Below are 26,862 nucleotides of genomic sequence, written 5' to 3'. Positions count from 1 at the left end.
TTCCGAGTTGTGACACTATTTCGAACGGGAAAAATTACGTGCCATTCGGGTCAGGTCTTTAATTTTGAATATAAGTGCTACTGGACTATATTTAATTAATCTTGGATTAAGAATCTGCACAACACTAGATGATTTTTCTTTTTCTGTTAATTAATTCTTTTGCACATAAAGCAATTAGTTGGAGAACATAATGAGCCGTCCTTTACGTTTGGAATTTTCTGGTGCGCTTTATCACGTCACTTCTCGAGGCAATGAACGCAAGGCTATTTACATCCAAGAAAATGACTTTGAGCTGTTTCTAAATATATTAAGCGATGTTTGTGAAAAATTTAATTGGGCTATTCATGCGTATTGTTTAATGACAAATCATTACCACTTATTAATTGAAACTCCAGATGCAAACTTGAGCAAAGGCATGCGACAACTCAACGGTGTTTTTACACAATCGATAAATCGAAAGCATCAGAGAGTAGGGCATTTATTTCAAGGCCGTTTTAAAGCAATACTTGTTGATAAAGATGCTTACTTGCTAGAACTCACTCGTTACATTGTACTTAACCCAGTTCGAGCAAGAATGGTTGATTCCCCCAGTGAATGGTTATGGAGTAGTTTCCACCATATGGTTGGTCGAGAAATGTCTCCACCTTGGTTAGCGACTGATGCATTATTACAACTATTTTCTTCTAATAGAAAACAAGCAATTTGTGAATATAAGAAATTTGTTGATGAGGGAGTCGGTGTAACTGTATGGGACAATTTACAACATCAAGTATTTTTAGGAGATGATGATTTTGTGGAAAAGTATCAACCTCTACAAAATTCTCGATTAGGGGATTTAAAAGAAGTACCATTAAAACAGCGCCGTTGTACTCCAAAGCCTTTGTCGCAATATCAAGAACAAACCTCCTCTCGCGATGAAGCAATGCTAAATGCCTATAAATCTGGCGGTTATACATTAAAGGAAATTGGGGATCACTTTGGTATTCATTATTCTCGAGTAAGTCAGATAATATCAAAATTAAAGACCTGATAATCATATAGTAAGTTCCTACGATTCACGTTCAAGCCTAGAGTGTATGTTATACACATAGCTAAAACGAGGGCTTTAAAATGAAACTATATGGTGGCATTGATTTACACTCCAACAACTGCGTTTTTTCAATTAAAGATGAAGCAGGTGTTGTTATCGCTCGACGAAAGTTACCCAACGATTTAAACCAAATATTTCTGTTTCTTAAACCATTCGAGAAGCAATTAACAGGTTTAGTTGTTGAGTCTACATTCAACTGGTATTGGCTCGTTGATGCATTAAACGACGCTAACTACCAGGTGCATCTCGCTAATACGACGGCCATTCAGCAATACTCAGGTTTGAAATACTCCGATGATAAAAGTGATGCTGACTGGCTTGCTGAAATGCTGCGATTAGGTATTTTGCCTGAAGGTTATATTTACCCGAAAGAAGACAGAGCAGTCCGTGATTTAATGCGTAAACGCATGCAGCTTGTTCAGCAAGCCACTCTCAATCTTTTGTCTATTCAAGGGCTATACATGCGCCATCTGAGTTATAAAATGAGCAATAACAAGATAAAACAGTTAACCCCTGCAGCAATTGAAAAGCATTTCCCATTACCAAATACAGCGCAGGCAACAATTTGTAACCTTACCGTGATGAAGTGCCTAAAAGCGCAAATTAAACTATTAGAAAAAATAGTATTAGCACAAGTTCAATTAACACCCGATTTTCAAGAGTTGATCACCATTGACGGTATTGGCAATATTCTCGCGCTCACTATCATGTTAGAAACGGGTGACATTCATCGCTTTAATAAAGTAGGAAATTACGCTTCCTATTGCCGTTGCGTCAGTGGCGCTCGTTATAGCAACGGTAAAAAGAAAGGTAAAACCAATTCCAAGAATGGTAACAAATACCTAGCCTGGGCTTTTGTTGAAGCGGCTAACTTTGCCATTCGTTATAACAAAACGGTTAAAAGTTACTATCAACGAAAATTAGCTAAAACGAATAAAACGGTTGCCATTAAAACCGTGGCCCATAAATTGGCAAGAGCTTGTTTTTATGTATTACGAGACAAAGTACCGTTTGATGCAGAAAAAGCATTTTGTTAAGAATTTGGCATCGTTCATGAGTTACAAATGGGGTTGGTAAAACCACTAGATCTGATTGGGCCTTGAACGATACCATCTTATTTGTTGTAAAAAGATATGCCCAAGGTTAAAGCCATAACGGGTTGGACGGTTTGAATAAAGCCGAACCATAGATCTGTTAAGTTGCAGAAAAATCTGCAAAGAACTGGATTAATCTTGGCACTAAATAATTACTGAGGCTTATAAAGCCAAGAGCCGTAGTCATACTAATTTGCATGACTACACCGCTTTAATTCAGATGGGTGACTGGTGCATATTGACACCAACATTGTGATTTTTAGGTGTGTATTAATAAGCAACAAATTAGCGGTTCATGTACAACTTAATACTTGGTAAAAAAATACCAAGGAAATTTACATACTTGCTTGACCGGAACTAACTAATGGGTGACCCGAATGGCACGAATGGCATGCATGACCCAAATGGCATGCACATAAAATATTTTATGCAACGTAAAGCTTCGATGAACACCATTGTCCAATTTCTTACAAATCGACCACAGCTAAATGAAGGTGGTCGGTCTGTTTTGGGATACCAAAATTTATCTGAAAGTTTACGTTAGCCTGAGAAGGTTATCTTGGTTCTGTCCAAATCCAATTTAGAGGTAATTTCCAGCTTGAATCGCTATTCATTTATTCTGTTTAAAATAACTATGCCGTTTTGGAATGCTTTTGGGAGAAAGCGAGCGAAATAGGGATAGTTGCGCCGAAAGGCATCCTTAAAAAAGTCATCGCCATAGAGCGGGTGTGTGACCAATTTAACGTCACCCTAGGCGCTGCGGCGATTCAATATCCACTGTGCTTTGAAGTCGTCAAAAGCGTTGCTATTGGCATGACGAATGCATCTCGTATTGGAAAAAACAATGATTGGTATCAAGAAGATATTCCGGAAGCATTCTGGCAAGCACTTCAACAGCAAGGTCTAGTAGAAAAAATCGGCCGTTAAATATTTACTTAAAATAAAAAGGTGGGGCATGATCATTTCGTCATTGCCGACTGCAAAAATCAATTCGTATCCTCGTACCTGCAGTACCATTATCAGATCTTAATGGTGTGACCTTCTTGGTATATATAATAATGGCCTAGAAAAGCCCCCCCCCCCGGCTGGCTAGGTGGGCTCTTAAATATTAACGAGTGAACTTAGGCTTTTGCTTTACGACGGCTAAAACCTAGACCTGCTAGAGCTAATCCGAGTAGAGCAAGGCTCGCAGGTTCCGGAACAGCTGTTAGCTTTAAATCATCAAAGCGTATAGCTAGTGGGCCGAATGCTAGATTGTTTGGATCGGGGTAACCGTTAGTTAATTGCACTGTAAGGATATTCTTTCCATCAATAAAGTTGTCGGCAATACTGAATGCATGAAGCGACTTAAAAGATGAAACACCAAAAGGTAAAGTTACGCTAGTTTCGATATCATTCAGATAAACAGTTGCCCAATTATCAACACCCCACAAACCTGTAATCTCGGCAGTGTTCGCATCATAGCCGGTTAGATCAAATGTTGTTGAGAATAAGGCGTCTCTATATGTGGTGCCGCCAGCTCTATCGGTTGATATCCACTGGGAGTTGTCGTCATTATCAAAATAGGCGTTGTTGTAGTAAGTTTTTGCATCACCGTTTGGTGGGATAACGTCCCAGTTACCATCTATGCCACCAGTAGCTGCGACCAAAGCCCCTGTGCCATCAAGACCTGTATTGTATAGTTGACCTTCGATTACCATAGCGTTGGCGGATGAAACGAAAGACAAGCTTAGTACCAATGCTGCTCCACATTTGTTTAGTGTATTCATTATTTCACCCTTTTTGTCTTTTTAAAAAAGCCTGATCCGTAGGCTAGGCATATTTATAATTTAATGCTTCTTAACTAAAGCAAGTATAATGCCATTAATATAATATAAAGTATATATTTTACAGTGTGTTGTAGAATTTTTTTCAAAGGGGAATTTACAATATGTAAAGAATGTCGACACTTTTTACTTGTGCATATTAAAACTTTATCGGCCTTGGGACCCAAGCCCCAAGTAAAACTCACCCGTTTTCATGGTGTTTTTCGGCGAATAATCAGGGCAAAAGCCGGGACACCCATATCTTTTTATGATATTGAGAAAAGCGAAAAAGGGCAAGAATGTCGGCAATAATTTTTGGGGTTGCAGTAATTTCCCGAAGTGCAGGGCAGTAGTTGGAGTGTGAATATGGGTAACTATTAAAGTAAAAAACGACAGTATTGTGAGTAATGGCGTGTGATATTTGTTGTTTAAGTCGATTAACAATATTACTTCTAACGTAATGATTTTAAAAGATCTAAGATATGGGTGTCCTACTTTTTATTCCAACTGAAACAGTGATTAATCTAGCGTTCTCTTTTTGATTATTGAACTTTTCTAAATGATTTAGAGATCCCTCAATTGCCATAACACTTTACGTAAATTTACAAGAATGTATGCAAACCTAGTAAATTAGTTTATGAATTACATTCGTTTTAGTCTGCAGATATTTACATGAAAACATTACTGCATTTCCTAATATTTGTTTATTGTACTGACTATTATTGTATTTATTTGAAATGAATATCAGGCGTGTCATATTGATTTTTAATGATTACCCACTCAGACAAATAGTTTTGATTTTATCAATATGACACTTATTGTTTGAACTCGTTTGGGAGGCGAAATCGAGATAGCCTCTTACGCTCGGTATTGGGAGAAAGCGAGCTAGAACGAAATCGAATCAAGAGGTGAATAATGCAAAATGTCTATGGCGGTTTGTGCCCCTTTATAATATTAGTTGTCTACAAATATCGTTCATACTGATATGTAGACATGCACTCATTAAAAGTATCACCAACGGCTGCTTTGAGCTTGAAGCCGCCTGTCAGATTAATATAATAATCTAGGGTACAAACTTGTTCTCTCTATCTCGCTATCGGCGAAGGGATTCTCGATCACGAAAGAGTATGGCCCAATCTCTTTCCTGCCCTCGTTGCCGTTTTGGCCACAGCGTATTAACCATTTCCGCTGCTTGGCGCATAACGCATCTTACATGGGTTCACTTACATTCATCATACTGACTCCCTAGCACTTACACGACTTGCGTGGTTGTCAGGAGGAACTTCCTCTCGCGATTCATTTCCCGTCCAGCGGACTTTGTTACATTGTCAGACTCGCTACTTTATTCAGAGTCATAGGGTCATCTGGTGTTACAGATGGTTCACTCTTATCGCGGTGAACAGCGTTACATACGACTTCACGTCGCACGGGCGAAAGCGCCTTAGCTAAATTGTTCAAGCAGTGGTGCCGAACGGGTCATCCGAACGCTGACCTACCTCCATAAAAAGCACCCGAAGCGAAAACAAATCCTGACGGAGTTGAATTACTTCAAAAACAATTTGTCACGAATGAATTATGCTGAACTGGCCAAAAATAATTTACCTATTGGGTCTGGTGTAACGGAGGCATCGTGCAAAACCTTGGTGACACAACGGATGAAATGTTCAGGCATGCGATGGGATATTGCGGGTGGTCAGGGAGTTTTAACGGCAAGAAGTTTAATTCAAAGTGAACGGTTTGATGAGGGTTGGAATTTGCTGTCTGCCAGCTACAAAGAGGAAGTGGAATTGCCAGAAAATGTGGTCTTATTCGGGCGCAAATAATTTGTCAGAAACTGGGATACACCCGAAGCTCACCCTATAGCGTATGAAAATTCTTTAAGAAAAGAGTCCGGATGGATGTTGTGGTTGAATTAACCGGACACTTCAATAAAGGATTATAATCCTGTTAATTGAGGTGAATATGACTAAACGAACAAATAAACATTATCCCGCAGAATTTAAACAAGAAGCGGTCGCTCTGGTAATAGAGCAAGACTATCCAATCGTACAAGCTGCTGCATCTTTAGGTGTGACAGACAAACTACTTTACAACTGGGTAGCTAAGCATAAGAAACAGGCACTAGGTGATGCATTATCTGGTGATGAACGGGCAGAGTTAATTCAGCTCAGGAAAGATAGTAAACGTCTACAAATGGAGCGTGAAATCCTAAAAAAGGCCAGTGCCTTCTTCGCGAAAGAAATGAAGTAAGATATTCTTTTATAAGTGAGCTTGATGCTAAGTATCCGGTGTCAGTTGCTTGTAAAGTGATGGAAGTGAGTTCGTCAGCATACTACGCATGGCTAAAAAAACCTGGTGAACTCATTAGCGCTCAAATGCTAAGACTGTATCGACGAGCCAAAGCATTATTCAAGGCAAGTCGAAACAGTTTAGGCAGCAGAGAGCTTGCTAAAGCACTACGCAAAGAAGGCTTTGAAATAACGCGGTATCGCGCCATTAAGTTAATGGAACGGCTTAAATTAGTTGTGACTCAGCGAATAGCTTATAAAGTGACAACCAAGCGCAAACACAGTGATGCTGTGGCTGACAACTTGCTAAATATGAATTTCAATCCTGTTGGACCCAATCAAATTTGGGCGGGTGATGTGTCCTATTTAAAGACTGGTGAGGGCTGGTTATATCTAGCAATTGTCATGGATTTGTACTCACGCCGTATTGTGGGCTGGCATATATCAAAACGCATGACGCGTGATTTGGTCGAGCAAGCGCTGATAAAGGCTCATAACTTACGCAAACCACCAAAAGGTTTGGTGGTTCACAGTGACAGAGGCTCTCAGTACACGAGTAAAGGCTTTAGAAATCTACTGTCGCGATTAGGTTGTCGAGCTAGTATGGGGGATGTTGGAGCTTGCTGGGATAATGCTGTTGTGGAGCGCTTCTTTGGAAGTTTAAAGCATGATTGGTTGTTTAAAGTACCGCAGCCCACTCGAACACATATGCGAGAAGATGTTGCTAGGTACATGAAATATTATAATGTTGAGCGACTACATTCAGCTAATTTGGATCAATCGCCAATTGAATTTGAAAACTCCTTTAGAAAAGTGTCCGGTTGGACTTGACCAGAACAGGAGTTGACCAGTACACTAAATATAAAAGGCATTTAAAGACAAAAGTTTCTAAACTTAAACCAATAACCCGCTTTAGGATCTAGAATTAAATAAGATCCGAAAGTGAGGCAGGATAAAGAGACCAATCAGTTTCGGATGTTGTTTTGTGGCGGATCCTTATTATGGCTACAGTCATTTCAACAAAAATGAATTACTAATCATGCCGATTTTTCTTTATTTAAAGTAGGAAGCATAAGTAAAGACAAAATATGACTGGATGCTACTCCCTTTTTTATAATTATTGGTAAAGTAAAACTTAAGATGAAAGAACACAATGAGCAAAATATTAGCCAATTGTCGCTAGAGGAATATGAAAAAGAATAATTATAAAACCATCCCCCTATCGGAATATGAAAAAGCAATATGAACAAACTCGCACTTCCTAACGACTGCAACCCATTAGCGACAAAATTAACTTTGGTACAAATCCAAGAAAAACTAATCAGCAGATATATACCACAAATAGATGCTAAAACTGTCGCAGGAAAAGGTTGAAATACCCGCTCATTAAAATCCAATTTCGCATCCGTAAAAGTAATGATGGTTATTAAAATAACAAAAGTCATAAACGTATAATAAACATTCGGTTTAAACTTGAGAAGAGTCGCTCTTAATAGATAACCAGCTAAAAAATATGGCAAGCTCATTGGTAAAATATCTATAGAAAAAGGTAACCCTGGTAAGTTAACTTCGAGTCCCAAAAGTTGAATAGGAACATTATAGACAAGATCGATTATTGAACTACCGAATACAAGTAAAATCAATAACATTAGCCATTGAAATAAGCTTGGTATCTTTAAAAAGGGTGTATAACTGCATAATAAAAATGCAGAACAAAAAAGTACAAATAAATGAGTAAGGTACCACAAGGCGACCCATTGAATTGTTCCTCCGTTACCCCAAAACATCCCCTTCAAGTACCAAAGTAACATTTCATTTTGCGTTAATAAATTAATAATAGATAAAGCAATAAGTACAACAAAATAAGGCTTTAATAAGGCATTAGTTTTTTTTAAAAAAAACTTAGTAGGTGGGGCAGCAAAACTGAAAAAAATACCTGATAAAAGAAAAAACGTTGGCATTCTAAACAAGCCCATTGGTTCAATCAGTTCCGGAAATATATTTTTAAGATTAGAGTGATGTAATGCTACTAATAAAATTGAAAGCCCTTTTGCTGTATCTATTAAACTAACTCTTTCCACGTTTTTACCTATTCTACTCTGAAGTATTTAAACAATTTAATAAATGCAAACTTGCATAAAAGAATGCATACAAACCAATGACCATTTACTCGCTATTTCTTTAATTGTCATTTAGCTACGATTTGTTTTAGTAAACAACTATACCCTCACTCCATGTCCACTTTAGCCGCTGAACCCTAAAACTTGGCTAACCAATTATCAAGCCTATTCACTTCAAGCCCTTTATCTGCTGCACTATCCTTTGGGCGAATACCATTTCGTATAATCAAAGCGCCGGGGGTTTTAAAAGGTTCCGCAGGGAATGAAGCTAACTGATTAGCTGAGAGTATAGGCAGAATAAACGCCATTTATCCTGATAATCTAAAGTATGCAGTCTATGCAGTCAGTCTTTTTTCTTCATATTCAGCCATTATTTCTCTTTTATGTCGATGTTCCATCAAAATTCAGACTTTTTTTGTCTATTACTTGACTGCTTTTTGGCAGTTTAAGCTAAAAAGACAATACTTCCCATGCTGTTATACAAACCAGCTCTTTTGATTTATTCATTTGTGATCATTCAAACAAGTTAAATTGAGGTGGTGCGCGGCTTTCTGGCAAACGTTCTCTATCAATTTTGCTGGTTTTTTTGTTCAGATGGCTGAAGATCTTTTCGATCACCACAGGGTCTTCAATACTCGCAATAACCTTAACCATACCGCCGCATTGAGCACAAGTTTCAATATCTATCCCAAAAACCCGTTTGAGCCTTTGCGCCCAGGTCATTGATTTACGTTTGTCACTGGTTTGTTTTTGGTTAGTGCCATCCGGTTTTCGATGTGCCCCCTGCTTTCTTTGTTTAGCCTTATAGGGGGAGATCTCAGCTCTGTTTTTGCTATTTGGCGCAAAAACACCATGACTAATTCATCGGGAATGAATTAGGACAAGCAAAGATTGCCCGTAGGGTGAGAAATAGGGATGTTTCTCATCTAACTTGGTGAGGTTTACTCGGGGTTTAGGTACCAAGGCAGCTAAACGGGCGATAAAATCCAGCGGTTCAAAGATCACATGGGTGGTACCATCACGATAGGGTGTTTTAAGTTGGTAACGAATTTTCCCGTAAGTCGTTATTGCCAACCTTTTTTCTGATACTGTAGAGCGGGACTCTCTTCAAAATAAGTAACGGCAAAGTCTTTCGAGTTTATTCCTATCCTGAGCGTCACTCATTACACCCGCATGAAGATTGAACCCTGCTACATTTGCGACACGGTCTGATTCAACACCTTGGTCTATCTTAGGAGCAATGGTTTGTAGCGTAAATACCTTTCGCCCCTGCTGTGAACCTGTCGCTATACGGTAGGTAATTGAATACCCGTGAATTTGTAACATGGGATCTTCTTCTAGCCCATCCAAAGACAAGTAGTCATTTTCTATATCTCTTACGAGTAAACCCTCACGCTCAAGAAAACCAGCAACACGCTGGCTAATTCGGTGAGCAAGTACATTCAGTTCACTTTTTTCGGGGCTTTTATCTGATGACCAATTCATCGGGAATGAATTAGGACAACCAAAGGTTGCCCGTAGGGTGAGAAACAGGGATGTTTCTCATCTAAACGCGTTTTGCAATAGTTGTTGTGGTTGAATTAACCGGACACTTCAATAAAGGATTATAATCCTGTTAATTGAGGTGAATATGACTAAACGAACAAATAAACATTATCCCGCAGAATTTAAACAAGAAGCGGTCGCTCTGGTAATAGAGCAAGACTATCCAATCGTACAAGCTGCTGCATCTTTAGGTGTGACAGACAAACTACTTTACAACTGGGTAGCTAAGCATAAGAAACAGGCACTAGGTGATGCATTATCTGGTGATGAACGGGCAGAGTTAATTCAGCTCAGGAAAGATAGTAAACGTCTACAAATGGAGCGTGAAATCCTAAAAAAGGCCAGTGCCTTCTTCGCGAAAGAAATGAAGTAAGATATTCTTTTATAAGTGAGCTTGATGCGAAGTATCCGGTGTCAGTTGCTTGTAAAGTGATGGAAGTGAGTTCGTCAGCATACTACGCATGGCTAAAAAAACCTGGTGAACTCATTAGCGCTCAAATGCTAAGACTGTATCGACGAGCCAAAGCATTATTCAAGGCAAGTCGAAACAGTTTAGGCAGCAGAGAGCTTGCTAAAGCACTACGCAAAGAAGGCTTTGAAATAACGCGGTATCGCGCCATTAAGTTAATGGAACGGCTTAAATTAGTTGTGACTCAGCGAATAGCTTATAAAGTGACAACCAAGCGCAAACACAGTGATGCTGTGGCTGACAACTTGCTAAATATGAATTTCAATCCTGTTGGACCCAATCAAATTTGGGCGGGTGATGTGTCCTATTTAAAGACTGGTGAGGGCTGGTTGTACTTAGCCATTGTCATGGATTTGTATTCACGCCGGATTGTAGGTTGGCATATATCAAAACGCATGACGCGTGATTTGGTCGAGCAAGCACTGACAAAGGCTCATAATTTACGCAAACCACCAAAAGGTTTGGTGTTTCACAGTGACAGAGGCTCTCAGTACACGAGTAAAGGCTTTAGAAATCTACTGTCGCGATTAGAGTGTCGAGCTAGTATGGGAGATGTTGGAGCTTGCTGGGATAATGCTGTTGTGGAGCGCTTCTTTGGAAGTTTAAAGCATGATTGGTTGTTTAAAGTACCGCAGCCCACTCGAACACATATGCGAGAAGATGTTGCTAGGTACATGAAATATTATAATGTTGAGCGACTACATTCAGCTAATTTGGATCAATCGCCAATTGAATTTGAAAACTCCTTTAGAAAAGTGTCCGGTTGGACTTGACCAGAACAAAAGGTGTTATATTTTCATTCTCAATTTTTTTATTCTTCTTTAGTAATTTTTCAACTTCGGTTTTTTGAAGTGAATGGATTTCTGTTGAATTGACTGATTCGGTATTAAAGTTAGGTATAGTGATTTCAATATCTAAACCATTATTAACTTTTGACTCCTTAATATTTATGCTTGGTTTTTCAATGAGCAGTCCATCAGCACTTGTCTTAACAGGAAATTCAATCTCTACAATATTTTCTTTAACTGAAACCTCATTAGGATGTTCAGTTATCAAAGATGTTATGCTTTCAATCTCAATTTTTTTATTTGTCTTTAGTAATTTTTCTCTTTTAGGTTCTAACTGAGTTCGAGGTAACAGTATTAAAATAAGATAAACAAAAATTGCAGCCAACATTATTAATAATAAAATTGAATAGCTCTGACGTGGTCAACCTAATACGACCACCTCAGTTAAGCTACTTTTTGTAATTCATTGTTTTGTTGTTCAAAGTTATTAGGACTTTGGTAATCCAAGTACGAATGAAGTCTATGGCTGTTGTACCACATGGTCATGTAATTCAATATATCTTGTTGGGCGCTAAATCGGGTTGAGTAATTGCGCCAATGCACCCGCTCTTGTTTTAGACTCCCAAAGAAACTTTCTGCTACAGCGTTGTCCCAGCAACACCCTTTTTTACTCATGCTCCCTACAAAACCATGTGTCTTTATAAGGCGTCGATAAGCTTTGCTGGCGTACTGTACGCCTTGGTCTGAATGCACAATCAATCCTGCTTTGGGTTGTCGTTGCCATATCGCCATGGTTAATGCGTCACAGACTAAGCTGGCCTTCATTCTTGAACTCATACTCCAGCCCACAACTTTGCGTGAATATAAATCAATCACCACCGCTAAATACAACCAGCCTTCTGATGTCCAAACGTAGGTGATATCTTGCACATAAGCTTGGTCAGGCTTTTGTGCGACAAAGTCTTGCTTAAGCACATTGTCATAAATAGGCTTCTTATGGTCACTGTTGGTGGTGGCTTTATATTTCTTTTTATACCGCACCCACACACCAGCTTCTTTCATCAATTGTGCTGTTTTCCTGCGACTCACTGGAAAGCTCAGCGCATTCAATACTTTTTGAATGCGTCGTTCTCCATAGGTATTATCGCTGAACTTGGCGATATCTTTTACCCATTCCAACATCTCTTGATGCGTTAGATCATCAGGTTTATCCGTTTGGCGCTTCTGGTAACTGTAATAATTGTGACTTTGTACACCCAGCAACCTGCACATTAAGCGCACTGGCCAGGTCTTCTTATATCGGGTAATAAACGAATACTTCACTTCGTTTCTTTGGCAAAGAAGACCGTCGCTTTTTTTAATATCTCGCGCTCCATTTCGAGACGCTTGACTTGCCCCTTCAAGCTACGGATTTCAGCTTGCTCGGGTGTTAGGGTACCGTTACCTCTAAAAGCATGACCATCATCATCTTCGGCTTCTTTAAGCCAACGACCGAGTATCTGAGGGCTGAGACCTAAATTCCTAGCAGCCTCGACTCGACTGTATTTTTGCTCTACCACCAATGCGATGGCATCCAATTTAAATTCTTTTGAATATTTCTTACGTGCTGTCATTATCTATCTCCAGTTAAGGCTATTATGTCTTAACTAGGGGGGTCGTATCTATTCAACCACGTCACTCACTCACTTAATCCTCATATTATTTATCTGTTTAAAGCAACAGTTTTATGTTTTTTGGTAAACTAACAAATTATCAAATTTTGGCTTTGGTCCTAATAGATATGAATATCAATTTTCCATACCTTATTTATCAATCACCTATGTTTTGACAACGTTAACATTTATGCGCCTTTTGATACAAATATGATCTTCCCCTAAATTTGTAGACACTTTTTACTTAGAAACCGAAGTAAGGTAAAAAGTGTTATGAATAAAAAATATCCCAATGAATTTAAGTAAGAAGCCGTTCGCCAAGTGGTTGAAAAAGGCTATTCCGTACCTGACATTTCTAAGCGTTTAGGCATATCAGATAAATCACCTTATGACTGGGTGAGTAAAGCCAAAATACCCGCCAGTCAATCCGCAGAGCAAGAAGAAATACGTAAGCTTAAAGCTGAGTTAAAGCGAGTAACTAAAGAGCGCAACATCCTAAAGGAGGCCGCCGTGTAATTTGCAAGCGAGTCAAAGAAAAGTACACGTTCATAAAATCACGACTCCATGTTTATCGCGTTAACACCATGTGCAAGGTGTTAAATGTCCACCGCAGCGGTTTTTACGCTTGGTTGAAAGAGCCTCAATCTGATGCAGAAAAAGACAATGTACGATTGCTTGAACAGATTAAAGCCAGTTATGTTCAAAGTGGCGGTGTGTATGGCAGTCCACACATCACACATGAGCTGCGTCGTTCGGGTGAAACATGCGGTGAAAACCGTGTTGCTAAGTTGATGAAGCAAGCCAAACTCAGAGCTAATATTGGTTATAAACGGCGCTACTTTAAGCCTTCTACGCCTCATATTGCAGCAGATAACCATCTACAGCAGCAATTTGTTGTGTGCGAGCCTGATACCGCTTGGGTTGGAGGTATTACTTACATCAAGACTTATGAGGGATGGTTGTATCTGGCTATCGTATTGGACTTGTTCTCACGCAAAGTGATTGGTTGGTCAATGCAGCCAACTATGACATCGGATATTGTGATTAAAGCGCTGCTCATGGCAGTATGGCGACGACCCAAAGCAACACAGGTGATTGTTCATAGCGATCAAGGGAGCCAATATGCAAGCGGTGATTATCGAGATTTCCTAAAAGCGCATAATCTGACTCCGAGTATGAGCAGACGAGGACATTGTCTAGATAACGCTGTGGCAGAAAGCTTTTTTCACTCTATTAAGACTGAACGTGTAAAGCGAAAAGTGTACGCAACCCGAAGTGAAGCCAAAGCAGATTTGTTTGATTACATAGAAGTGTTTTACAATCGAACTCGACTGCATAGCCATCTTGGCCATGTGTCTCCAGATTTATATGAAATCATGTATTCACAGGCAAGCTAAGTGTCTATAAAATTGGGGGAAGATCAGAGCTTGTCCCATGGAACTTTATAAATATTCACTGAAAAAACTGTCTAATTGATTAGTGTGAGGTCGCCTGAGTACATTGAAACGAATATCTTCGATAGACAAAGCCCTGATTCTCAATAGAACCCCATCCATGCTTGGTATGAAAGGAAAAGTTAACGTTGTGGCTGAGATGCACATGCACTTCTTCGCTTTCGAACCTCTTGCTCCCTTTCAAGGCGCTGGTTGAACATTCTGTTTCGATAGGCCTAAACCCTAAGGGGGAGAAGGGGTCCTGGCGAGACGGCCCGTGCTTACAATATAAATCTGCACCATTATTAAAACCAAGTGCACGTCCTACGCTGTTTTTGTCGAGCATGTTATTGGCATCTACTTTGAGTTCAAAAGATGAATTCTCCTGTCTGGGATTATCAACAAGGCAGACCCACAAGGCTTTACCGCCACTTGGTGGTGGTGATGAACAGGGCGCATCGATACAGAACTGTAAGTCAGTGGAATCCGAATTGCCTATGTACTCTGACGTTTTTTCAATACATTCAATCGAAGACTCGCAAGCAGCGTCTTCCCCAGCAGTTACTGACTGAGCTAGACCGCCTATTAAGATCCAGTAGTAAAAAAACAATCTGCACAGATGTTCTAAGCCTGTTTTTTCTACCATGGCCACAACTCAACTACAGTTTCAATATATACGGTGGTCTGCTTGACCATTTCATCGTGAAGGCTTGGCGGTAACCTAGTGGGTGTTTGTGATGATGGGGGAGCCTGTTTTGGCAGACCCACCTCTTCACAGAGGTTAAAAGAGGTGCATGCCTCATAAATCGTGCCGCCGATGGTGACTTGTTTGGACTCCCATCCCTTGCGCATTGAGGTTTCAGTTGACTTGAGTGTCTGGCTTGTTTTTTCTAGTTGATCTCTCCATTCTCGACAATATTCTTGGATCTCTGAGGCATCATAATTATCTACGCCCATGGTCTCTGTCAGATCATCCACAAACCCCATGATGGCACACATATCATCAAGTTCTAGCGCCGTTACCACTGCGATCGTACCTACTCCTATCACCGGTATGGCCTCAGCTGGCATACTGGCGATGTTCCTCATCGCACTTGTTTGCGCACGGCCCACAACTCGATTCCGAGCTAATTTAGCTGCGACCTTTCCTTTATCTAATTTTGTTGTGAGTCGGGTGTTTCTTTGAGAAAGGTCCATATTCTTTCTCGTGAGTAAAGCTTCTGTAGTCTCTACCCCCACCTTTGCTAGAAAGTTAGTAGCAAGCCCACTCAAGGTTGAGCTTGCTAGGATGCTTAAAGAAAGAAACGCCGACAGTAATATTGGAATAACCGATACAAGTACGAGAGCGGCTAATCCACTAATACGAAATGCAGAAATCTTCATTGTAGTTTTTTCTCTTATTATTCAGGGTATTTAATGAGACCAGTGTGCCTGCTAGCAGCGTTGGTGATTAACTCAAACGTTGTTTTACGACTAGGCCTGAATTTGACCAACTGCGGCAACGTCTGGACTATATGTAAAATAAAAAGTCATTATTCCTAAATCTAAATATCATACCTCATGTTTTCCATATTGATATCTATTTTATATTCTTATGGGAGTGAAAGCTGGCTATTGTTCGTCAATTAATCAACTATTTTTAAGTTGTTATTCCAAGTAATGGACGCAACTTAGCCTCGTTAACTTCGTCATTTTTCGTTTATGGCATAATTTATAATTATGTACGTTCATTAGATGTCGTCAAAAGCTGAGCAGGTTTTTGAAAATCCCATGACACAACAAATATAGGGGTAGGGGGTTCAACAAAATATTCTCAGTATCGAATAAGTACGTTGTCGATAAATTTTCTGGCACCGTTAACTAGTGATTCTTTAATCTTTGCCACTGATATTTAACACACAGCCTTCAAGTCTAGGTTCTTGTCTGAAAGTCCCAAATATCAGACATTAAGAATCACGATGTAAAAGCTCAGCTATTTTCAAAAACAACACTATAAACGCAAGTTCCAAGAATCGTTGAATATCAAACATATTGTTTTCATGTGCGGCATGCTCAGGCTTATCCACAAACAGCTACCAGGATCCATCGTCCAAAGTGTATGGAGGTATTAATATACGAGTATTGCAAATTAGCTGTGTCATTCCAGTTTCGCTAGATCTACATTCCAGAGTTGGAATAGAAATGACATCATCAAGAAATGACACAACATCATTATCCAATATATAATTTAACATAATATACATTATAGGAACTATAGAGTATGAATGTATATTGGTAATAGGTTGAGTGTTTGAACTGCAACTAATTCAATAGTATTGATAGGCAATACATTTATAGGACGCTGTGTAATTCGTTTGGGACTTACATGGTGTTAGCTTACTTCATTCACACAGCAACATGATAATGCCAAATGTTGCCTGAACTAATTATGGATGATTGTCTGTAGCAATTGCTGTTGCACTTAATCTATGCACATGTGGCTGACTTCTATTCCAGCTGACTGCAACTCAAATGGCTATGAGGATTGTCAGCTTAAGTGAATAACCATAACCAGTGATTCTTTCAGTGTTCAATGCTATTTAGGCCTTACTATTGTATTTAGTTTTTGCATATGTAAGTTTGCCGCTGACACCTCACCAAAATAACTGTCTACCAGTTTTCCATCTTGTGATTAATACAATGTTATGGATAAACTATGAGCATCCATAATGGTGGCCATATCGCCGTTTATATCATGCTTGATAAACTGCTTATCGATGTTTAATGTCCGCCCCAGATTTAACATAATAATATGTACGTCTGTATTGCGATCTTGTGCATAGGTAAATACATGAATTTCTAATCTACATGGCGGGCACCAAGTGGCTCGTAAATTTATGACTGTGTTCTTATCTTTACTGATCGACTGAACATTGATTTTTTAACCATCGAGTTACACTAATACCAAGTCCGGCATAACGTCTTGGGCTCGCATGCACTGAGCGCCGACATATTTATAATAAAGAGTCATGGTGTTATTACCACTGCGTAATAGTACCAATTAGCATGTTACTGTGATTAAGTTTTATCAATTCAAGACTATCAGATAGTCAAAATACAGCGAGAATGTTTAGTAAGTTTATCAGGTTGTTTTATATGCGTATAATTAGCGTTATACGGCTATATCTTTATATGTAACCAGCTATGTTAAATTTAGGGTATATAACTAACAGATTACAATTGGATTACTGTGACTATTTTGGCGAAATAACGGTTATAAAATAAGTAAATATTTACGTAGTGTTTGCAACAAATTAGTCAGTAAGCGCGCTGTTAAAAGCCATTAAAATTGGTTAACGCAGAATTTAAACATACGATGGCAGCAACAATGTATCAGCAGTACCATCCACCCACCTCCATTCTGCAAGCTAGATACAACGGTATCTCTTAAATAAGCTATGAGTATTAAGTTATTTGGATCTGACTTTACTAAGGCTGAACATAGTACGCTTCTATTATTTTGCCTAAGAAGGATGAAGGTATAATACAACCTCCCCGCTTCATTCCTATTGTACTTTGTAGAAGTAAGCTTATGTGACAGTGTTTTTTTAGCGCCTAACTTCAGATCTAATGGCTTTGGGTATATTCCTAAGATAAAGACTAAATAGCATGATAAGCAATCAGATACTGTGGTAAAGAGCCCAGAGCTAAGATTAAGATAATAAGTGCGCTAGAGAGTAGCGGTTAAGAGGATTTAAACAAAAATTATATCAACTGGATAAGTATACAGTTAAAATCATTTATATATACTTATGTCATGTTTAAACATCACTATGAACCAAAATTTCATGCCTTTATTTCCCCATGCAAATCAGCTTGATTTGGGAGTTGATTACATCAATCAACATATCAGTGAGCTAGACAGAAGCATTCCTGACGCTGCTTACAGCTATGAACTGGCAATAGAATATTTGGCTGAGAATCGCTTTAACGCCAATAATTTCAAGTCTATTCGCGGTGAGTTAAATGTGTTGTTTAACTGGACTTGGTTTGTGTGCGGCATGTCCATAGCTGAGATTGATCGTATCGCCTTGCGTAAATTCATTGATTTTTGTAATCAGCCCCCTGCCCATCTTATTGCACGCACCTCCTATCCATTTTTTATTACCGAGGCGAAAACGACTCTATTGCAAGCTAATCCTAAGTGGCAGCCTTTTGTTCATCGTGGTTTAGGTAAATACATACGTAAAACAAGTACCTTAAAAGCTCAGCTTTCACTGTTGAGCAGTTTTTTCTTATTTCTTAATGATGTGGAATATCACGATAAGAATCCTGCTGCGATTTTATTGCGTCGGTTAAATGTTAACAATACTCATGTAGCGGATCCAGAAGTGGGGGAAAAGGCATTGAGTTCCCTGCAGTGGCGGAGTGTATGGGATGTTGTCAATGAGTTGGCAGACAAACAGCCAGAGAAACATCAGCGCAGTCGTTTGTTGTTCGCCCTACTCTACTTACTTTACCCCAGAGTGTCAGAAATAGCAGCAAGGCCTGGCTTTACACCCTTAATGAGTAGTTTTTTTAAACATAGAAGCGGTAATTGGGTGTTTAAAATCCCCCGTAGTAAAGGTGGGAAAAGCCGTATCATTCTCTGTCCAGATGAACTTCTTCAGTGTTTAAAGGACTATCGTCGTTATCTGGGGTTAAGCGATTTGCCACAGCCCGATGAAAAAATCCCATTATTTGTGCGCCATAAGGCTGGCACTCATGGCCGTGATACGGGCGTGTTAAATGCTCAATTGGGAATTGAAGCAATTCGTAACATCGTACGTGAAATTTTTGATTTAACCGCCTCTAAGCTTACGTCAGATGAACCACACGCCGCCGGCGAATTACGTCAATTCAGCGTGCATTCGTTGCGCCATACTGGCATATCTACCTCCATCGCAGCGGGCACCCCTTTACAAGTTGTGATGAAAAATGCCGGGCATGCTGATCTATCAACCTTATCGATTTATATTAGTGCAGACTTACAGCAACAAGTTACGGCCACGGTAAGCCGTGACCTGTAGACTCGAGCCCCTCGATATTTACTGAGCTTGTGATGAAAAAGTTGTTGAATCATTGTCCCCTAAAGTATTGCTCCACCTCAGATAAGTCTGTTTAAATAAAAGCCATTCATCACCATTTACTAAAGTAAAAATTCAAAACTGGTTTACACAATAATTTGCCTAGCAATGGCAGGAGTAGGACCAGTATTATATAAATCCCGTTGATAACCACACGGAAAGTAATCAACTTTCACTTCCACAAAAGTAAAAAAGAAAAGTAGATATGGAAAATATGAGGCAAAATGGAATATCATCTTTTTGAAAAATGATATTTTACTTTACCTATACTCAAGGATGACGAGATTGTTAAAGCGTCACTACCCGAATACTTAACGCAATAAACACCACACCGGCGATTTTGTCGATTAGCGGGCCTTTTTCAGCTAATGCAAAACGCTCACGGGTACCGTGAACCAAACCGGCCACAATAATATACCAAATGGTATCAATGGTCAGCACGGTACCAGCCATTAAAGCACCGCTACTGAAGTTCATTCGCTCGTGGGTGATGAACTGACTGAACAATGCGGCAAAAAAAACCGCCAGCTTGGGATTTAAAAATGCAATAGAAAAACCATCTCGAGCAGCAGCATAATAACTGGTAGGTTGCTTTGAGTCGGTATCGGCCTTAAACGGATTGCCCTTGGACATGAGCGCTTTTACCCCCATATACAACAAATATAAGGCCCCAGCATAAACCAGCCCCTTAAATAGTAACGGCGAACTTAACAGTAAACCCGACAGCCCAACGATGGTTAATACCGCATAAACCCCAACACCCAACCCATGACTCATGGCCACTACTATGCCGTGTTTGGTCGAATGAATACTGTGTCTTAGTAACACAGCCAAGCTCGGTCCTGGCGACATCGCGCCCAAAATACAGATTGTGAGCAGTGATAACCAATCGGTGAGTGTCATATTTTATTCAACCCTAATAGTCGCTGTAATTATTCTAAGTTTTCACTGGTCATGCTACTGAGTGACGCCAGTTTACCCGCACCTTAATGGTTTTCATATTGCTGTGTACATCATCAAAAACCGTGTGAAAGCCATCTACATCTGGGTTGAACCAAAGAACAGAAAAAACTGACTGCCATCGGAGCCGATTGGGAAAGTGACTTAGTTGCTAGACTACATTTTTTGGTGTGTAGATCCCAATAGTATTTGGCTGTGAATCGTTGTTATTGAGCAGCAGCTGATCAAAATCTACCAACAATCATAACAGGGTATTGGCATTATTTTCATATTGGTATCTAGCAATACCAATGGTTTTTGATTATTTATAAAATAGATAATGGTAGATTTTTTATGCACACTGAAAACTAAATAACCCAAAACTAGAATGGGAAGATTAAGTGTAAAATTTCACTCTATAACAATATGAAAGTATTTCTCAGCTACAAATGTTGTTAAGCATGCTAGTCCCTATCCTGTTCTTGTTCGCTGACACGCCAGTCTTACCTGCTTTTCGACCTCAATAATTGCAAATAGTGTGACACCTACACCCACAATCATCACACCATCCCAAAATGGAATGGCGGCGGTAGCAAATACCGATTGTAGTGAAGGTAGGTAGGTGATTGCGAACTGTGCAGCAGTGACAGCAATCACCACCGACCAGACTACTTTGGTACCGCGTAACGCTTTGAAGGTCAGTGAGGAACCGTAAATATTACGAATAAAAAACAGATGAAATATTTCCATTACCACTAAGGTATTAAGAGCAATAGTGCGTGCGAGTTCTACTGAGTAATCCTGGTCGATGGCGAAGTGGTAAGTACCAAATACACCACACAAAAACAAAAAGGACACCAAAATAATATGCCAGACCAAATCATTGGTCAGTAGAGGTTCTTCTCGCGCCCGCGGTGGGCGGCGCATGGTATTTTCTTCGGTCGGTTCAAATGCCAATGCAATGCCCAGAGTGATAGCAGTAATAAGGTTGACCCAAAGGATTTGGATGGCTGTAATTGGCAGTGTCATGCCCAGCAGCAATGCCACTATTATCGTCATAGCTTCTCCCGCATTAGTGGGCAGCGTCCAACTGATGACTTTCTTAATATTGTCGTAAACAGTTCTACCTTCGCGCACGGCAGCAACTATAGATGCAAAATTATCATCCGTCAGTACTAGTTCGGCTGCTTCCTTGGCGGCCTCACTGCCATTAAGACCCATGGCGATGCCAGCATCAGCTCGTTTCAACGCTGGCGCATCATTGACCCCATCACCTGTCATGGCTACTGTAAAATCGTTGGCTTGCAAGGCCATGACTAAACGCAGTTTTTGTTCCGGACTGGTGCGTGCATAGATGTCGCAGTTCATGACAGCTTTGCTTAAGGTTGCGTCATCCATTTCATCGAGATCTAAGCCGGTGAGCACGGTATCAGGATTTTGCAAACCAATTTGCTTGCCGATTGCAGCGGCGGTTTTAGTATGATCACCCGTTATCATTTTTACACTGATACCTGCGTTTTGGCATTCAGACACCGCAATAATTGCTTCATCTCTTGGAGGGTCAATCATTCCCACCATCCCCAGCAGGGTTAGCGAAGCATGGACATCCGTATGTTCCAGTACCGTATTATGCGGCACAACCTGTTTGACGGCAAAAGCCAGTACCCGTTGACCGAGGGTGGCGACTGATTCTGCTTGGTTGTTCCAATATGCCGTATCTAGAACTTCTATGGCTCCATTCGCTCCGCGCTGGTTTATACACATAGTTAAAAGCTTTTCCGGTGCGCCTTTGACAAATACCCACCCATGTTGTTCATGATCGTGATTCAGGGTGGCCATAAATCGATTTCGGGCATCAAACGGGATCGCATCGGTACGTGTCCACATGGCCTGCACTTGGCGGATGTCTACATCCATTTTTCCGCTAAAAGCCAATAGCGCGCCTTCCATTGGATCACCTTCTACCATCCACACTTCGTTGTGTTTGCGAAGCGCACCATCGTTGCAAAGTGTGGCAGCTTGGGCGAGTTCTTCCAGTACAGTATGTTCGCCAGGAGAAACATGAATGTCGTCTAGCTTTAGCGCTCCTTTAGGCTCATATCCGCTACCTTCAACAGTCAATCTGTAACTGTGGGTAATCACTGTGGCCACCATCATTTCATTACGGGTCAGTGTGCCAGTCTTATCGCTGCAAATTACTGATACTGCACCCAGTGTTTCAATAGCAGGCAGACGCCGCACAATTGCATTGCGCCTGGCCATAGCCTGCACACCTATTGCTAATGTTATGGTTAAAACGGCAGGTAAACCCTCGGGGATCGCTGCCACTGACAACCCCACAACGGCCATAAACATTTCTTTAAATTCATGATGCCCGACGAAATAGCCAAATACGAGCAGCAAGACCGCTATAATAAGGATCAGCAAGGTAAGCCATTTTGCGAATACGCCCATCTGAGTGACTAGTGGCGTCGTCAACGTTTCTACTTTTTCCAATAGGCCGCTGATCCGACCAATCTCTGTGCATGACCCGGTAGTCACTACCACTCCTTTGCCTTGGCCACTGGTAATAAGGGTGCCAGAAAAAGCCATGCAATACCTATCCCCAAGCGGTGAATCCTTGTTCACCGCAGTTGTGGTTTTGTCTACTGGCATTGATTCACCGGTTAAAATCGCCTCCTGTATTGCCAAGCTGTGAGCGCTAAATAGTCTTAGGTCTGCAGGTACCTTGTCGCCTGCCTCCAATAATACAATATCACCGGGAACCAATTGCTCGCCATCGATTGTCACTCGCTGGCCTGCACGAATGACTTTAGCTCGAGGGGCTAACATATGTCGAATGGCGTTCATGGCTTGTTCGGCCTTACCTTCTTGAATAAAACCGATAATGGCATTGGCAATGACTACAGCCAATATCACACTGGTATCAATCCAATGCTCAAGCATTCCGGTAATCATGGCAGAAGTAATCAGTACGTAGATTAAAATATTGTGAAATTGCAGCAGTAAGCGCATAAAGGCATTACGTCGAATAGGTTGTGGGAGTTGATTAGGCCCATGGGTCGTTAGACGTTTTATGGCCTCATCCGGTTCTAAGCCAGTGACAGATGTGTGTAGGTTTTCGAGGGAAACCTTTGCAGATACATTATGCCATGAGGGGGGAGTTGGAGCTGATTTTACTTGCTTCATAAATGCCTCCATTATTGAGGCACTGAGATAAAGGTCGGTAAAGGAATGAGTTGAATCCACCCTACATTAAAAAAATTGCATTTACATAGAGTGATTTTTTTGAAAGCCGCCGGACTGCCCTCTTTTATAATCATGTTCCTGATCCATGTTAAAAGTATTTAGTTTGGTAATGTAAATTTAGAAATTATAATTACATCAAAAAATGTCAGTCAATTGACCAGTATCAATAAACTGGATTTCAAATGAGTTGGCTTTTTACTGGCAAAATTCAATACTCGTGAATGATAAGCACTAAGCTATTATTGGTGTGATGTTCCATTTAGTTTAGATACTTTGCCTTCTTGCTATTAATAACTTCTATCAGGTATCTAATTTGGGTCGAGTCTGTTTTTTAATTAATGGAATTCACTACACGTCTCACTAGCCATGAATAGTGTTCATGAACCGGTGTAAGAAAAAACCGAGATGGTCAATCATTGATCGTCATCAATAAATTTCTTCTGTTATATGCCATCGTAAAGTTCGACACTATCCTTTTGGGTGAGTGACGTTCGATTCAAGGAGATGACATATGAATACCCCTCTTTCTTTATTACTTGTTCTGTTAACACTGGGTTTATACGCTTGCGAGTCAGGTCCAGGATCGCCAAAAGGTTTTAGCCTTCCAGAGGGCGACATTGCTATGGGAGAAACAACCTTTTTGAAGTATCAATGTCTGGCTTGTCATACTATTGAAGGGGTTGAAGATGAATCTATTAACAAGGTGTTCGAGCAGCCAGTGAGATTGGGAGGTAATTCCTCAATCGTTAAAACTTATGCCCAGTTGGTAACATCTATTATTAATCCGTCACACAAACTCGCCCCTCGCTCTATCAATTTAGAAAGTGTGGCAACTGAGGACGGAATTTCTAAAATGCCGGTATTTAATGAAGTAATGACTGTCACTGAACTGATTAATATTGTTGCTTTTTTACAACCTAAATATAAAGTCAAACCTATGCAGTACACTCAATATCATCATTACCCTATTCCGTAACATCGCATTTTATATTTTCGTTGAGCCATTATATGCATAAGGTTTCCCAATCAGAGTTACAGCCTGGAATACCACCCGCGTTAGCGGCCTATAATTTGACTAAAATTTACCACAGCGGTGAAGTGGAAGTGCAAGCTCTTAGAGGGGTGAACTTCGAACTTTATCCAAAAGAGTTGGTGGTGCTGTTAGGTGCGTCAGGGAGTGGCAAGTCTACTTTATTAAATATATTGGGAGGGCTTGATTTACCTACCTCAGGTCAGATACTTTATAATCAACAAGACTTGAGTCAGGCCAGTGAACATGAACTGACACGATTTAGGCGTAAACATGTAGGCTTTGTATTTCAATTTTATAATCTGATCCCCCAGCTTGACAGCTTACGAAAACGTTGCGCTGGTTACGGAGATATCCCCTAATCCCATTGCGCCTGAAGCAGCGCTAGAACTCGTTAAACTTGGCGATCGTATGCATCACTTCCCCGCCCAACTCTCAGGCGGCGAGCAACAACGTGTAGCGATTGCGCGGGCAATTGCCAAACAACCTGATATCTTATTATGTGATGAACCAACTGGTGCATTAGACAGAAAAACTGGCATTTTAGTACTAGAAGCCATCGAAAACATCAACCAACAACTTGGTACAAACTATAGCTGTCATTACGCATAACTCCGTAGTCGCCAGTATGGCCGACAGAGTGGTAAATATTTCTGATGGTCAGATAGCCAGCATACACAAAAACTCCACTCGTGTTTTGGCCAAAGAGCTAAAATGGTGATGGAAGTCTTAAACAAAAAGTTAATACGAGACTTATGGAAATTGCGTGGACAAGTTTTAGCCGTTGCCCTCGTTATTGGTTCAGGTGTTGCAACCTTAGTTATGTCGTTGTCAACTATCGAAGCCCTTGAAGACACCACTGAAGCCTATTATCAACGTTATCGCTTTGGCGAAATATTTGCATTTGCCACTCGTGCCCCATTGCGGTTAACCAACCAAATTTCACAAATAAACGGCGTACAAACAGTTCAGACGCGAATAAGTAGCTATGCAAATATAGACATTAAGGGTTTTAACCAACCGGTCATAGCACAACTTATGTCAATCCCAGATAAAGGCCAGCCTTTACTGAATCAGTTGGTATTGCGAAAAGGCGGCTGGGTAAGCCCTGGACGTGATGATCAGGTTATCCTCAATGAGCCTTTTGCCGAAGCCCACAAACTTGATATTGGTGATACGGTCAGTGTCATTATGAACGGTCACAAAAAAGATTTTTATGTGGTGGGGATCGCCCTAAGTCCAGAATTTATCTACGCCATTGGCCCCGGTGCGCTGATGCCTGACGATAAGCTGTTTGGCGTGATGTGGATGTCAAATGATGTGCTTGCAGCGGCTTATGATCTGCAAGAGTCCTTCAACTATCTAAGTTTAACGTTAACACGCAATACCCTGCCTGCAGATGTGCTTAATAATGTTGATGTTTTACTTGAACCTTATGGTGGAGTCAGAGCCATTAAGCGCGAAGATCAAATATCAAATTGGTTTGTGAAAAACGAAATAGAACAGCAAAAAAGTATGGCAACCATATTGCCCACTATCTTTATTACTGTAGCGGTATTTTTAACTAACATGGTGTTGTCACGATTAATTGCAACACAAAGAACCGAAATTGGCTTACTCAAGGCTTTTGGTTATGGCAATTTTCAAATCGCCTGGCACTACATTAAAATGATGTTGGTGATTGGGATCATAGGTGTGACAATTGGCTCAGTTATTGGCGCTTATTTTGGTCGTCTTAATACGGTAATGTATGCTGAACTGTTTCGTTTCCCTTTGCTGATTTATCGTCCCAGCCCTTTTGCTTTCATTATTGGTGGGTTAGTCAGTTTAATCGCTGCAATTTTGGGTGCGTTAACGGCCGTTAGAACCGCTGTTAAATTACCCCCAGCTGAAGCGATGATACCTCCCTCCCCTGGCATTTATAAACAAACCTTTTTATCGTCGCTGGGCCTAGTTAGATTGTTGGATCAGCCTACTCGTATTGCATTACGTCAAATATCTCGTCGGCCACTGCGTTCATTTTTAACCAGTGCTGGGATCGCCATGGCAACCGGCTTAATTATTATGACCTTGCAGTGGGACGATTCGTTAACTCATCTTAAACGCGTATATTTTTTTGATAGCCAGCGGCAACATATTACAGTGGGTGTGGTTGACTCTTTGCCGCTACGTGCCATTTATGACTTCGAAAAATTACCTGGCGTCCTAACAGCTGAACCCATAAATGCAGTTAATGCGGATTTTAGTTTTGGCTC

22 protein-coding genes and 1 pseudogene are annotated in these 26,862 nt (G+C 40.5%); 13 read left to right on the top strand and 10 right to left on the bottom strand.

Going from position 1 to position 26,862, the window contains the following annotated elements; translation table 11 throughout:
* Positions 1 to 190 precede the first annotated feature (190 nt).
* From Q0Y52_RS00115 to Q0Y52_RS00100, 4 genes are all read left to right on the top strand, one after another.
* On the top strand, positions 191 to 1,030 hold the full coding sequence (locus Q0Y52_RS00115) for a transposase (protein ID WP_297816364.1): 840 nt from the start codon (positions 191 to 193) through the stop codon (positions 1,028 to 1,030).
* Positions 1,031 to 1,110: 80 nt separating this feature from the next.
* Positions 1,111 to 2,127, top strand: a complete 1,017-nt coding sequence (locus tag Q0Y52_RS00110; RefSeq protein ID WP_297816361.1) for an IS110 family transposase — start codon at positions 1,111 to 1,113, stop codon at positions 2,125 to 2,127.
* A 421-nt stretch (positions 2,128 to 2,548) separates the two neighbouring features.
* Complete coding sequence (locus Q0Y52_RS00105; RefSeq protein ID WP_297816359.1) at positions 2,549 to 2,728, top strand: hypothetical protein; 180 nt, start codon at positions 2,549 to 2,551, stop codon at positions 2,726 to 2,728.
* A gap of 182 nt (positions 2,729 to 2,910) precedes the next feature.
* The gene (locus Q0Y52_RS00100) at positions 2,911 to 3,111 is read left to right on the top strand and encodes a hypothetical protein (protein ID WP_297816356.1); all 201 of its coding nucleotides are present in this window, start codon (positions 2,911 to 2,913) and stop codon (positions 3,109 to 3,111) included.
* 194 nt (positions 3,112 to 3,305) lie between these two features.
* Here Q0Y52_RS00100 and Q0Y52_RS00095 read toward each other — a convergent pair whose 3' ends face one another.
* Positions 3,306 to 3,953 carry a PEP-CTERM sorting domain-containing protein gene (locus tag Q0Y52_RS00095; protein WP_297816353.1) on the bottom strand — a complete coding sequence of 216 codons (648 nt, stop codon included), beginning with the start codon at positions 3,951 to 3,953 and terminating at the stop codon, positions 3,306 to 3,308.
* Positions 3,954 to 5,527: 1,574 nt separating this feature from the next.
* Here Q0Y52_RS00095 and Q0Y52_RS00090 point away from each other — a divergent pair.
* Both Q0Y52_RS00090 and Q0Y52_RS00085 read left to right on the top strand, forming a co-directional pair.
* Entirely contained in the window at positions 5,528 to 5,812 is a 285-nt protein-coding gene (locus Q0Y52_RS00090) for a hypothetical protein (protein WP_297816351.1), read from the top strand.
* A 139-nt stretch (positions 5,813 to 5,951) separates the two neighbouring features.
* Positions 5,952 to 7,108, top strand: a protein-coding gene (locus Q0Y52_RS00085) for an IS3 family transposase (RefSeq protein WP_297816348.1) whose coding sequence is annotated in 2 segments (ribosomal slippage) — positions 5,952 to 6,198 and positions 6,198 to 7,108 — 1,158 coding nt in all. Because the reading frame shifts where the segments join, the coding sequence is not laid out codon by codon here.
* Positions 7,109 to 7,314: 206 nt separating this feature from the next.
* Here the strand turns inward: Q0Y52_RS00085 and Q0Y52_RS00080 are convergent.
* From Q0Y52_RS00080 to Q0Y52_RS00070, 3 genes and pseudogenes are all read right to left on the bottom strand, one after another.
* Entirely contained in the window at positions 7,315 to 8,358 is a 1,044-nt protein-coding gene (locus Q0Y52_RS00080; protein WP_297816345.1) for an acyltransferase family protein, read from the bottom strand.
* A gap of 176 nt (positions 8,359 to 8,534) precedes the next feature.
* Positions 8,535 to 8,705 carry a hypothetical protein gene (locus Q0Y52_RS00075; RefSeq protein ID WP_297816343.1) on the bottom strand — a complete coding sequence of 57 codons (171 nt, stop codon included), beginning with the start codon at positions 8,703 to 8,705 and terminating at the stop codon, positions 8,535 to 8,537.
* 283 nt (positions 8,706 to 8,988) lie between these two features.
* Positions 8,989 to 9,864, bottom strand: a pseudogene (locus tag Q0Y52_RS00070) (transposase); the annotation flags it as partial.
* 163 nt (positions 9,865 to 10,027) lie between these two features.
* Between Q0Y52_RS00070 and Q0Y52_RS00065 the strand changes: the two are divergent.
* A protein-coding gene (locus tag Q0Y52_RS00065) for an IS3 family transposase (protein ID WP_297816341.1) occupies positions 10,028 to 11,184 on the top strand; the annotation gives its coding sequence in 2 pieces (ribosomal slippage) (positions 10,028 to 10,274 and positions 10,274 to 11,184; 1,158 coding nt in all).
* On the opposite strand, the gene Q0Y52_RS00060 is transcribed toward Q0Y52_RS00065, so the two are convergent.
* Together Q0Y52_RS00060 and Q0Y52_RS00055 are read right to left on the bottom strand one after the other, a co-directional pair.
* Positions 11,159 to 11,587 (bottom strand): hypothetical protein, encoded by a 429-nt coding sequence (locus Q0Y52_RS00060; RefSeq protein ID WP_297816339.1) that lies wholly within the window; start codon positions 11,585 to 11,587, stop codon positions 11,159 to 11,161. The two genes, Q0Y52_RS00065 and Q0Y52_RS00060, sit on opposite strands and share 26 nt — an antisense overlap.
* A gap of 56 nt (positions 11,588 to 11,643) precedes the next feature.
* Positions 11,644 to 12,812, bottom strand: a protein-coding gene (locus Q0Y52_RS00055) for an IS3 family transposase (RefSeq protein WP_297816336.1) whose coding sequence is annotated in 2 segments (ribosomal slippage) — positions 11,644 to 12,563 and positions 12,563 to 12,812 — 1,170 coding nt in all. Because the reading frame shifts where the segments join, the coding sequence is not laid out codon by codon here.
* Positions 12,813 to 13,172: 360 nt separating this feature from the next.
* Between Q0Y52_RS00055 and Q0Y52_RS00050 the strand changes: the two genes are divergently transcribed.
* Positions 13,173 to 14,248 (top strand): IS3 family transposase gene (locus tag Q0Y52_RS00050; protein ID WP_297816334.1). Its coding sequence is split into 2 segments (ribosomal slippage): positions 13,173 to 13,356 and positions 13,356 to 14,248, totalling 1,077 coding nucleotides; the frame shifts between segments, so codons are not numbered across the junction.
* Positions 14,249 to 14,327: 79 nt separating this feature from the next.
* Here the strand turns inward: Q0Y52_RS00050 and Q0Y52_RS00045 are convergent.
* Together Q0Y52_RS00045 and Q0Y52_RS00040 are read right to left on the bottom strand one after the other, a co-directional pair.
* Positions 14,328 to 14,930, bottom strand: a complete 603-nt coding sequence (locus Q0Y52_RS00045; protein ID WP_297816331.1) for a hypothetical protein — start codon at positions 14,928 to 14,930, stop codon at positions 14,328 to 14,330.
* Complete coding sequence (locus Q0Y52_RS00040) at positions 14,924 to 15,667, bottom strand: hypothetical protein (RefSeq protein ID WP_297816329.1); 744 nt, start codon at positions 15,665 to 15,667, stop codon at positions 14,924 to 14,926. The genes Q0Y52_RS00045 and Q0Y52_RS00040 overlap by 7 nt, the downstream gene beginning before the upstream one ends.
* A gap of 2,429 nt (positions 15,668 to 18,096) precedes the next feature.
* Between Q0Y52_RS00040 and Q0Y52_RS00035 the strand changes: the two genes are divergently transcribed.
* Positions 18,097 to 19,332, top strand: a complete 1,236-nt coding sequence (locus tag Q0Y52_RS00035) for a site-specific integrase (protein ID WP_297816326.1) — start codon at positions 18,097 to 18,099, stop codon at positions 19,330 to 19,332.
* Between the two features lie 345 nt (positions 19,333 to 19,677).
* Here Q0Y52_RS00035 and Q0Y52_RS00030 read toward each other — a convergent pair whose 3' ends face one another.
* Together Q0Y52_RS00030 and Q0Y52_RS00025 are read right to left on the bottom strand one after the other, a co-directional pair.
* Complete coding sequence (locus Q0Y52_RS00030) at positions 19,678 to 20,292, bottom strand: LysE family translocator (RefSeq protein WP_297816322.1); 615 nt, start codon at positions 20,290 to 20,292, stop codon at positions 19,678 to 19,680.
* Positions 20,293 to 20,799: 507 nt separating this feature from the next.
* Positions 20,800 to 23,517 carry a cation-transporting P-type ATPase gene (locus tag Q0Y52_RS00025; protein WP_297816319.1) on the bottom strand — a complete coding sequence of 906 codons (2,718 nt, stop codon included), beginning with the start codon at positions 23,515 to 23,517 and terminating at the stop codon, positions 20,800 to 20,802.
* Between the two features lie 571 nt (positions 23,518 to 24,088).
* On the opposite strand from Q0Y52_RS00025, the gene Q0Y52_RS00020 reads away from it, so the two are divergent.
* The 4 genes from Q0Y52_RS00020 to Q0Y52_RS00005 form a co-directional block, all read left to right on the top strand.
* Positions 24,089 to 24,553 carry a cytochrome C gene (locus Q0Y52_RS00020; RefSeq protein ID WP_297816316.1) on the top strand — a complete coding sequence of 155 codons (465 nt, stop codon included), beginning with the start codon at positions 24,089 to 24,091 and terminating at the stop codon, positions 24,551 to 24,553.
* 32 nt (positions 24,554 to 24,585) lie between these two features.
* Positions 24,586 to 24,969, top strand: a complete 384-nt coding sequence (locus Q0Y52_RS00015) for an ATP-binding cassette domain-containing protein (RefSeq protein WP_297816313.1) — start codon at positions 24,586 to 24,588, stop codon at positions 24,967 to 24,969.
* The gene (locus tag Q0Y52_RS00010) at positions 24,923 to 25,219 is read left to right on the top strand and encodes an ATP-binding cassette domain-containing protein (RefSeq protein ID WP_297816310.1); all 297 of its coding nucleotides are present in this window, start codon (positions 24,923 to 24,925) and stop codon (positions 25,217 to 25,219) included. The genes Q0Y52_RS00015 and Q0Y52_RS00010 overlap by 47 nt, the downstream gene beginning before the upstream one ends.
* A gap of 108 nt (positions 25,220 to 25,327) precedes the next feature.
* A partial coding sequence (locus Q0Y52_RS00005; protein ID WP_297816307.1) for an ABC transporter permease occupies positions 25,328 to 26,862 on the top strand: 1,535 nt, incomplete at its 3' end.

The sequence above is a fragment of the uncultured Paraglaciecola sp. genome (assembly GCF_943787955.1).
Taxonomy (GTDB): Bacteria; Pseudomonadota; Gammaproteobacteria; order Enterobacterales; family Alteromonadaceae; genus Paraglaciecola.
The sequence above is the reverse complement of the archived record's forward strand: the minus strand, read 5'-3'. Positions and strand labels throughout refer to the sequence as shown.

Bases quoted from the DNA above. Each gene is read 5' to 3' on its own strand.
- Q0Y52_RS00115 (WP_297816364.1), top strand. From the start codon at position 191: ATGAGCCGTCCTTTACGTTTGGAATTTTCTGGTGCGCTTTATCACGTC.
- Q0Y52_RS00110 (WP_297816361.1), top strand. From the start codon at position 1,111: ATGAAACTATATGGTGGCATTGATTTACACTCCAACAACTGCGTTTTT.
- Q0Y52_RS00105 (WP_297816359.1), top strand. From the start codon at position 2,549: ATGGGTGACCCGAATGGCACGAATGGCATGCATGACCCAAATGGCATG.
- Q0Y52_RS00095 (WP_297816353.1), bottom strand. From the start codon at position 3,953: ATGAATACACTAAACAAATGTGGAGCAGCATTGGTACTAAGCTTGTCT.
- Q0Y52_RS00075 (WP_297816343.1), bottom strand. From the start codon at position 8,705: ATGGCGTTTATTCTGCCTATACTCTCAGCTAATCAGTTAGCTTCATTC.
- Q0Y52_RS00060 (WP_297816339.1), bottom strand. From the start codon at position 11,587: ATGTTGGCTGCAATTTTTGTTTATCTTATTTTAATACTGTTACCTCGA.
- Q0Y52_RS00045 (WP_297816331.1), bottom strand. From the start codon at position 14,930: ATGGTAGAAAAAACAGGCTTAGAACATCTGTGCAGATTGTTTTTTTAC.
- Q0Y52_RS00040 (WP_297816329.1), bottom strand. From the start codon at position 15,667: ATGAAGATTTCTGCATTTCGTATTAGTGGATTAGCCGCTCTCGTACTT.
- Q0Y52_RS00035 (WP_297816326.1), top strand. From the start codon at position 18,097: ATGAACCAAAATTTCATGCCTTTATTTCCCCATGCAAATCAGCTTGAT.
- Q0Y52_RS00030 (WP_297816322.1), bottom strand. From the start codon at position 20,292: ATGACACTCACCGATTGGTTATCACTGCTCACAATCTGTATTTTGGGC.
- Q0Y52_RS00025 (WP_297816319.1), bottom strand. From the start codon at position 23,517: ATGAAGCAAGTAAAATCAGCTCCAACTCCCCCCTCATGGCATAATGTA.
- Q0Y52_RS00020 (WP_297816316.1), top strand. From the start codon at position 24,089: ATGAATACCCCTCTTTCTTTATTACTTGTTCTGTTAACACTGGGTTTA.
- Q0Y52_RS00015 (WP_297816313.1), top strand. From the start codon at position 24,586: ATGCATAAGGTTTCCCAATCAGAGTTACAGCCTGGAATACCACCCGCG.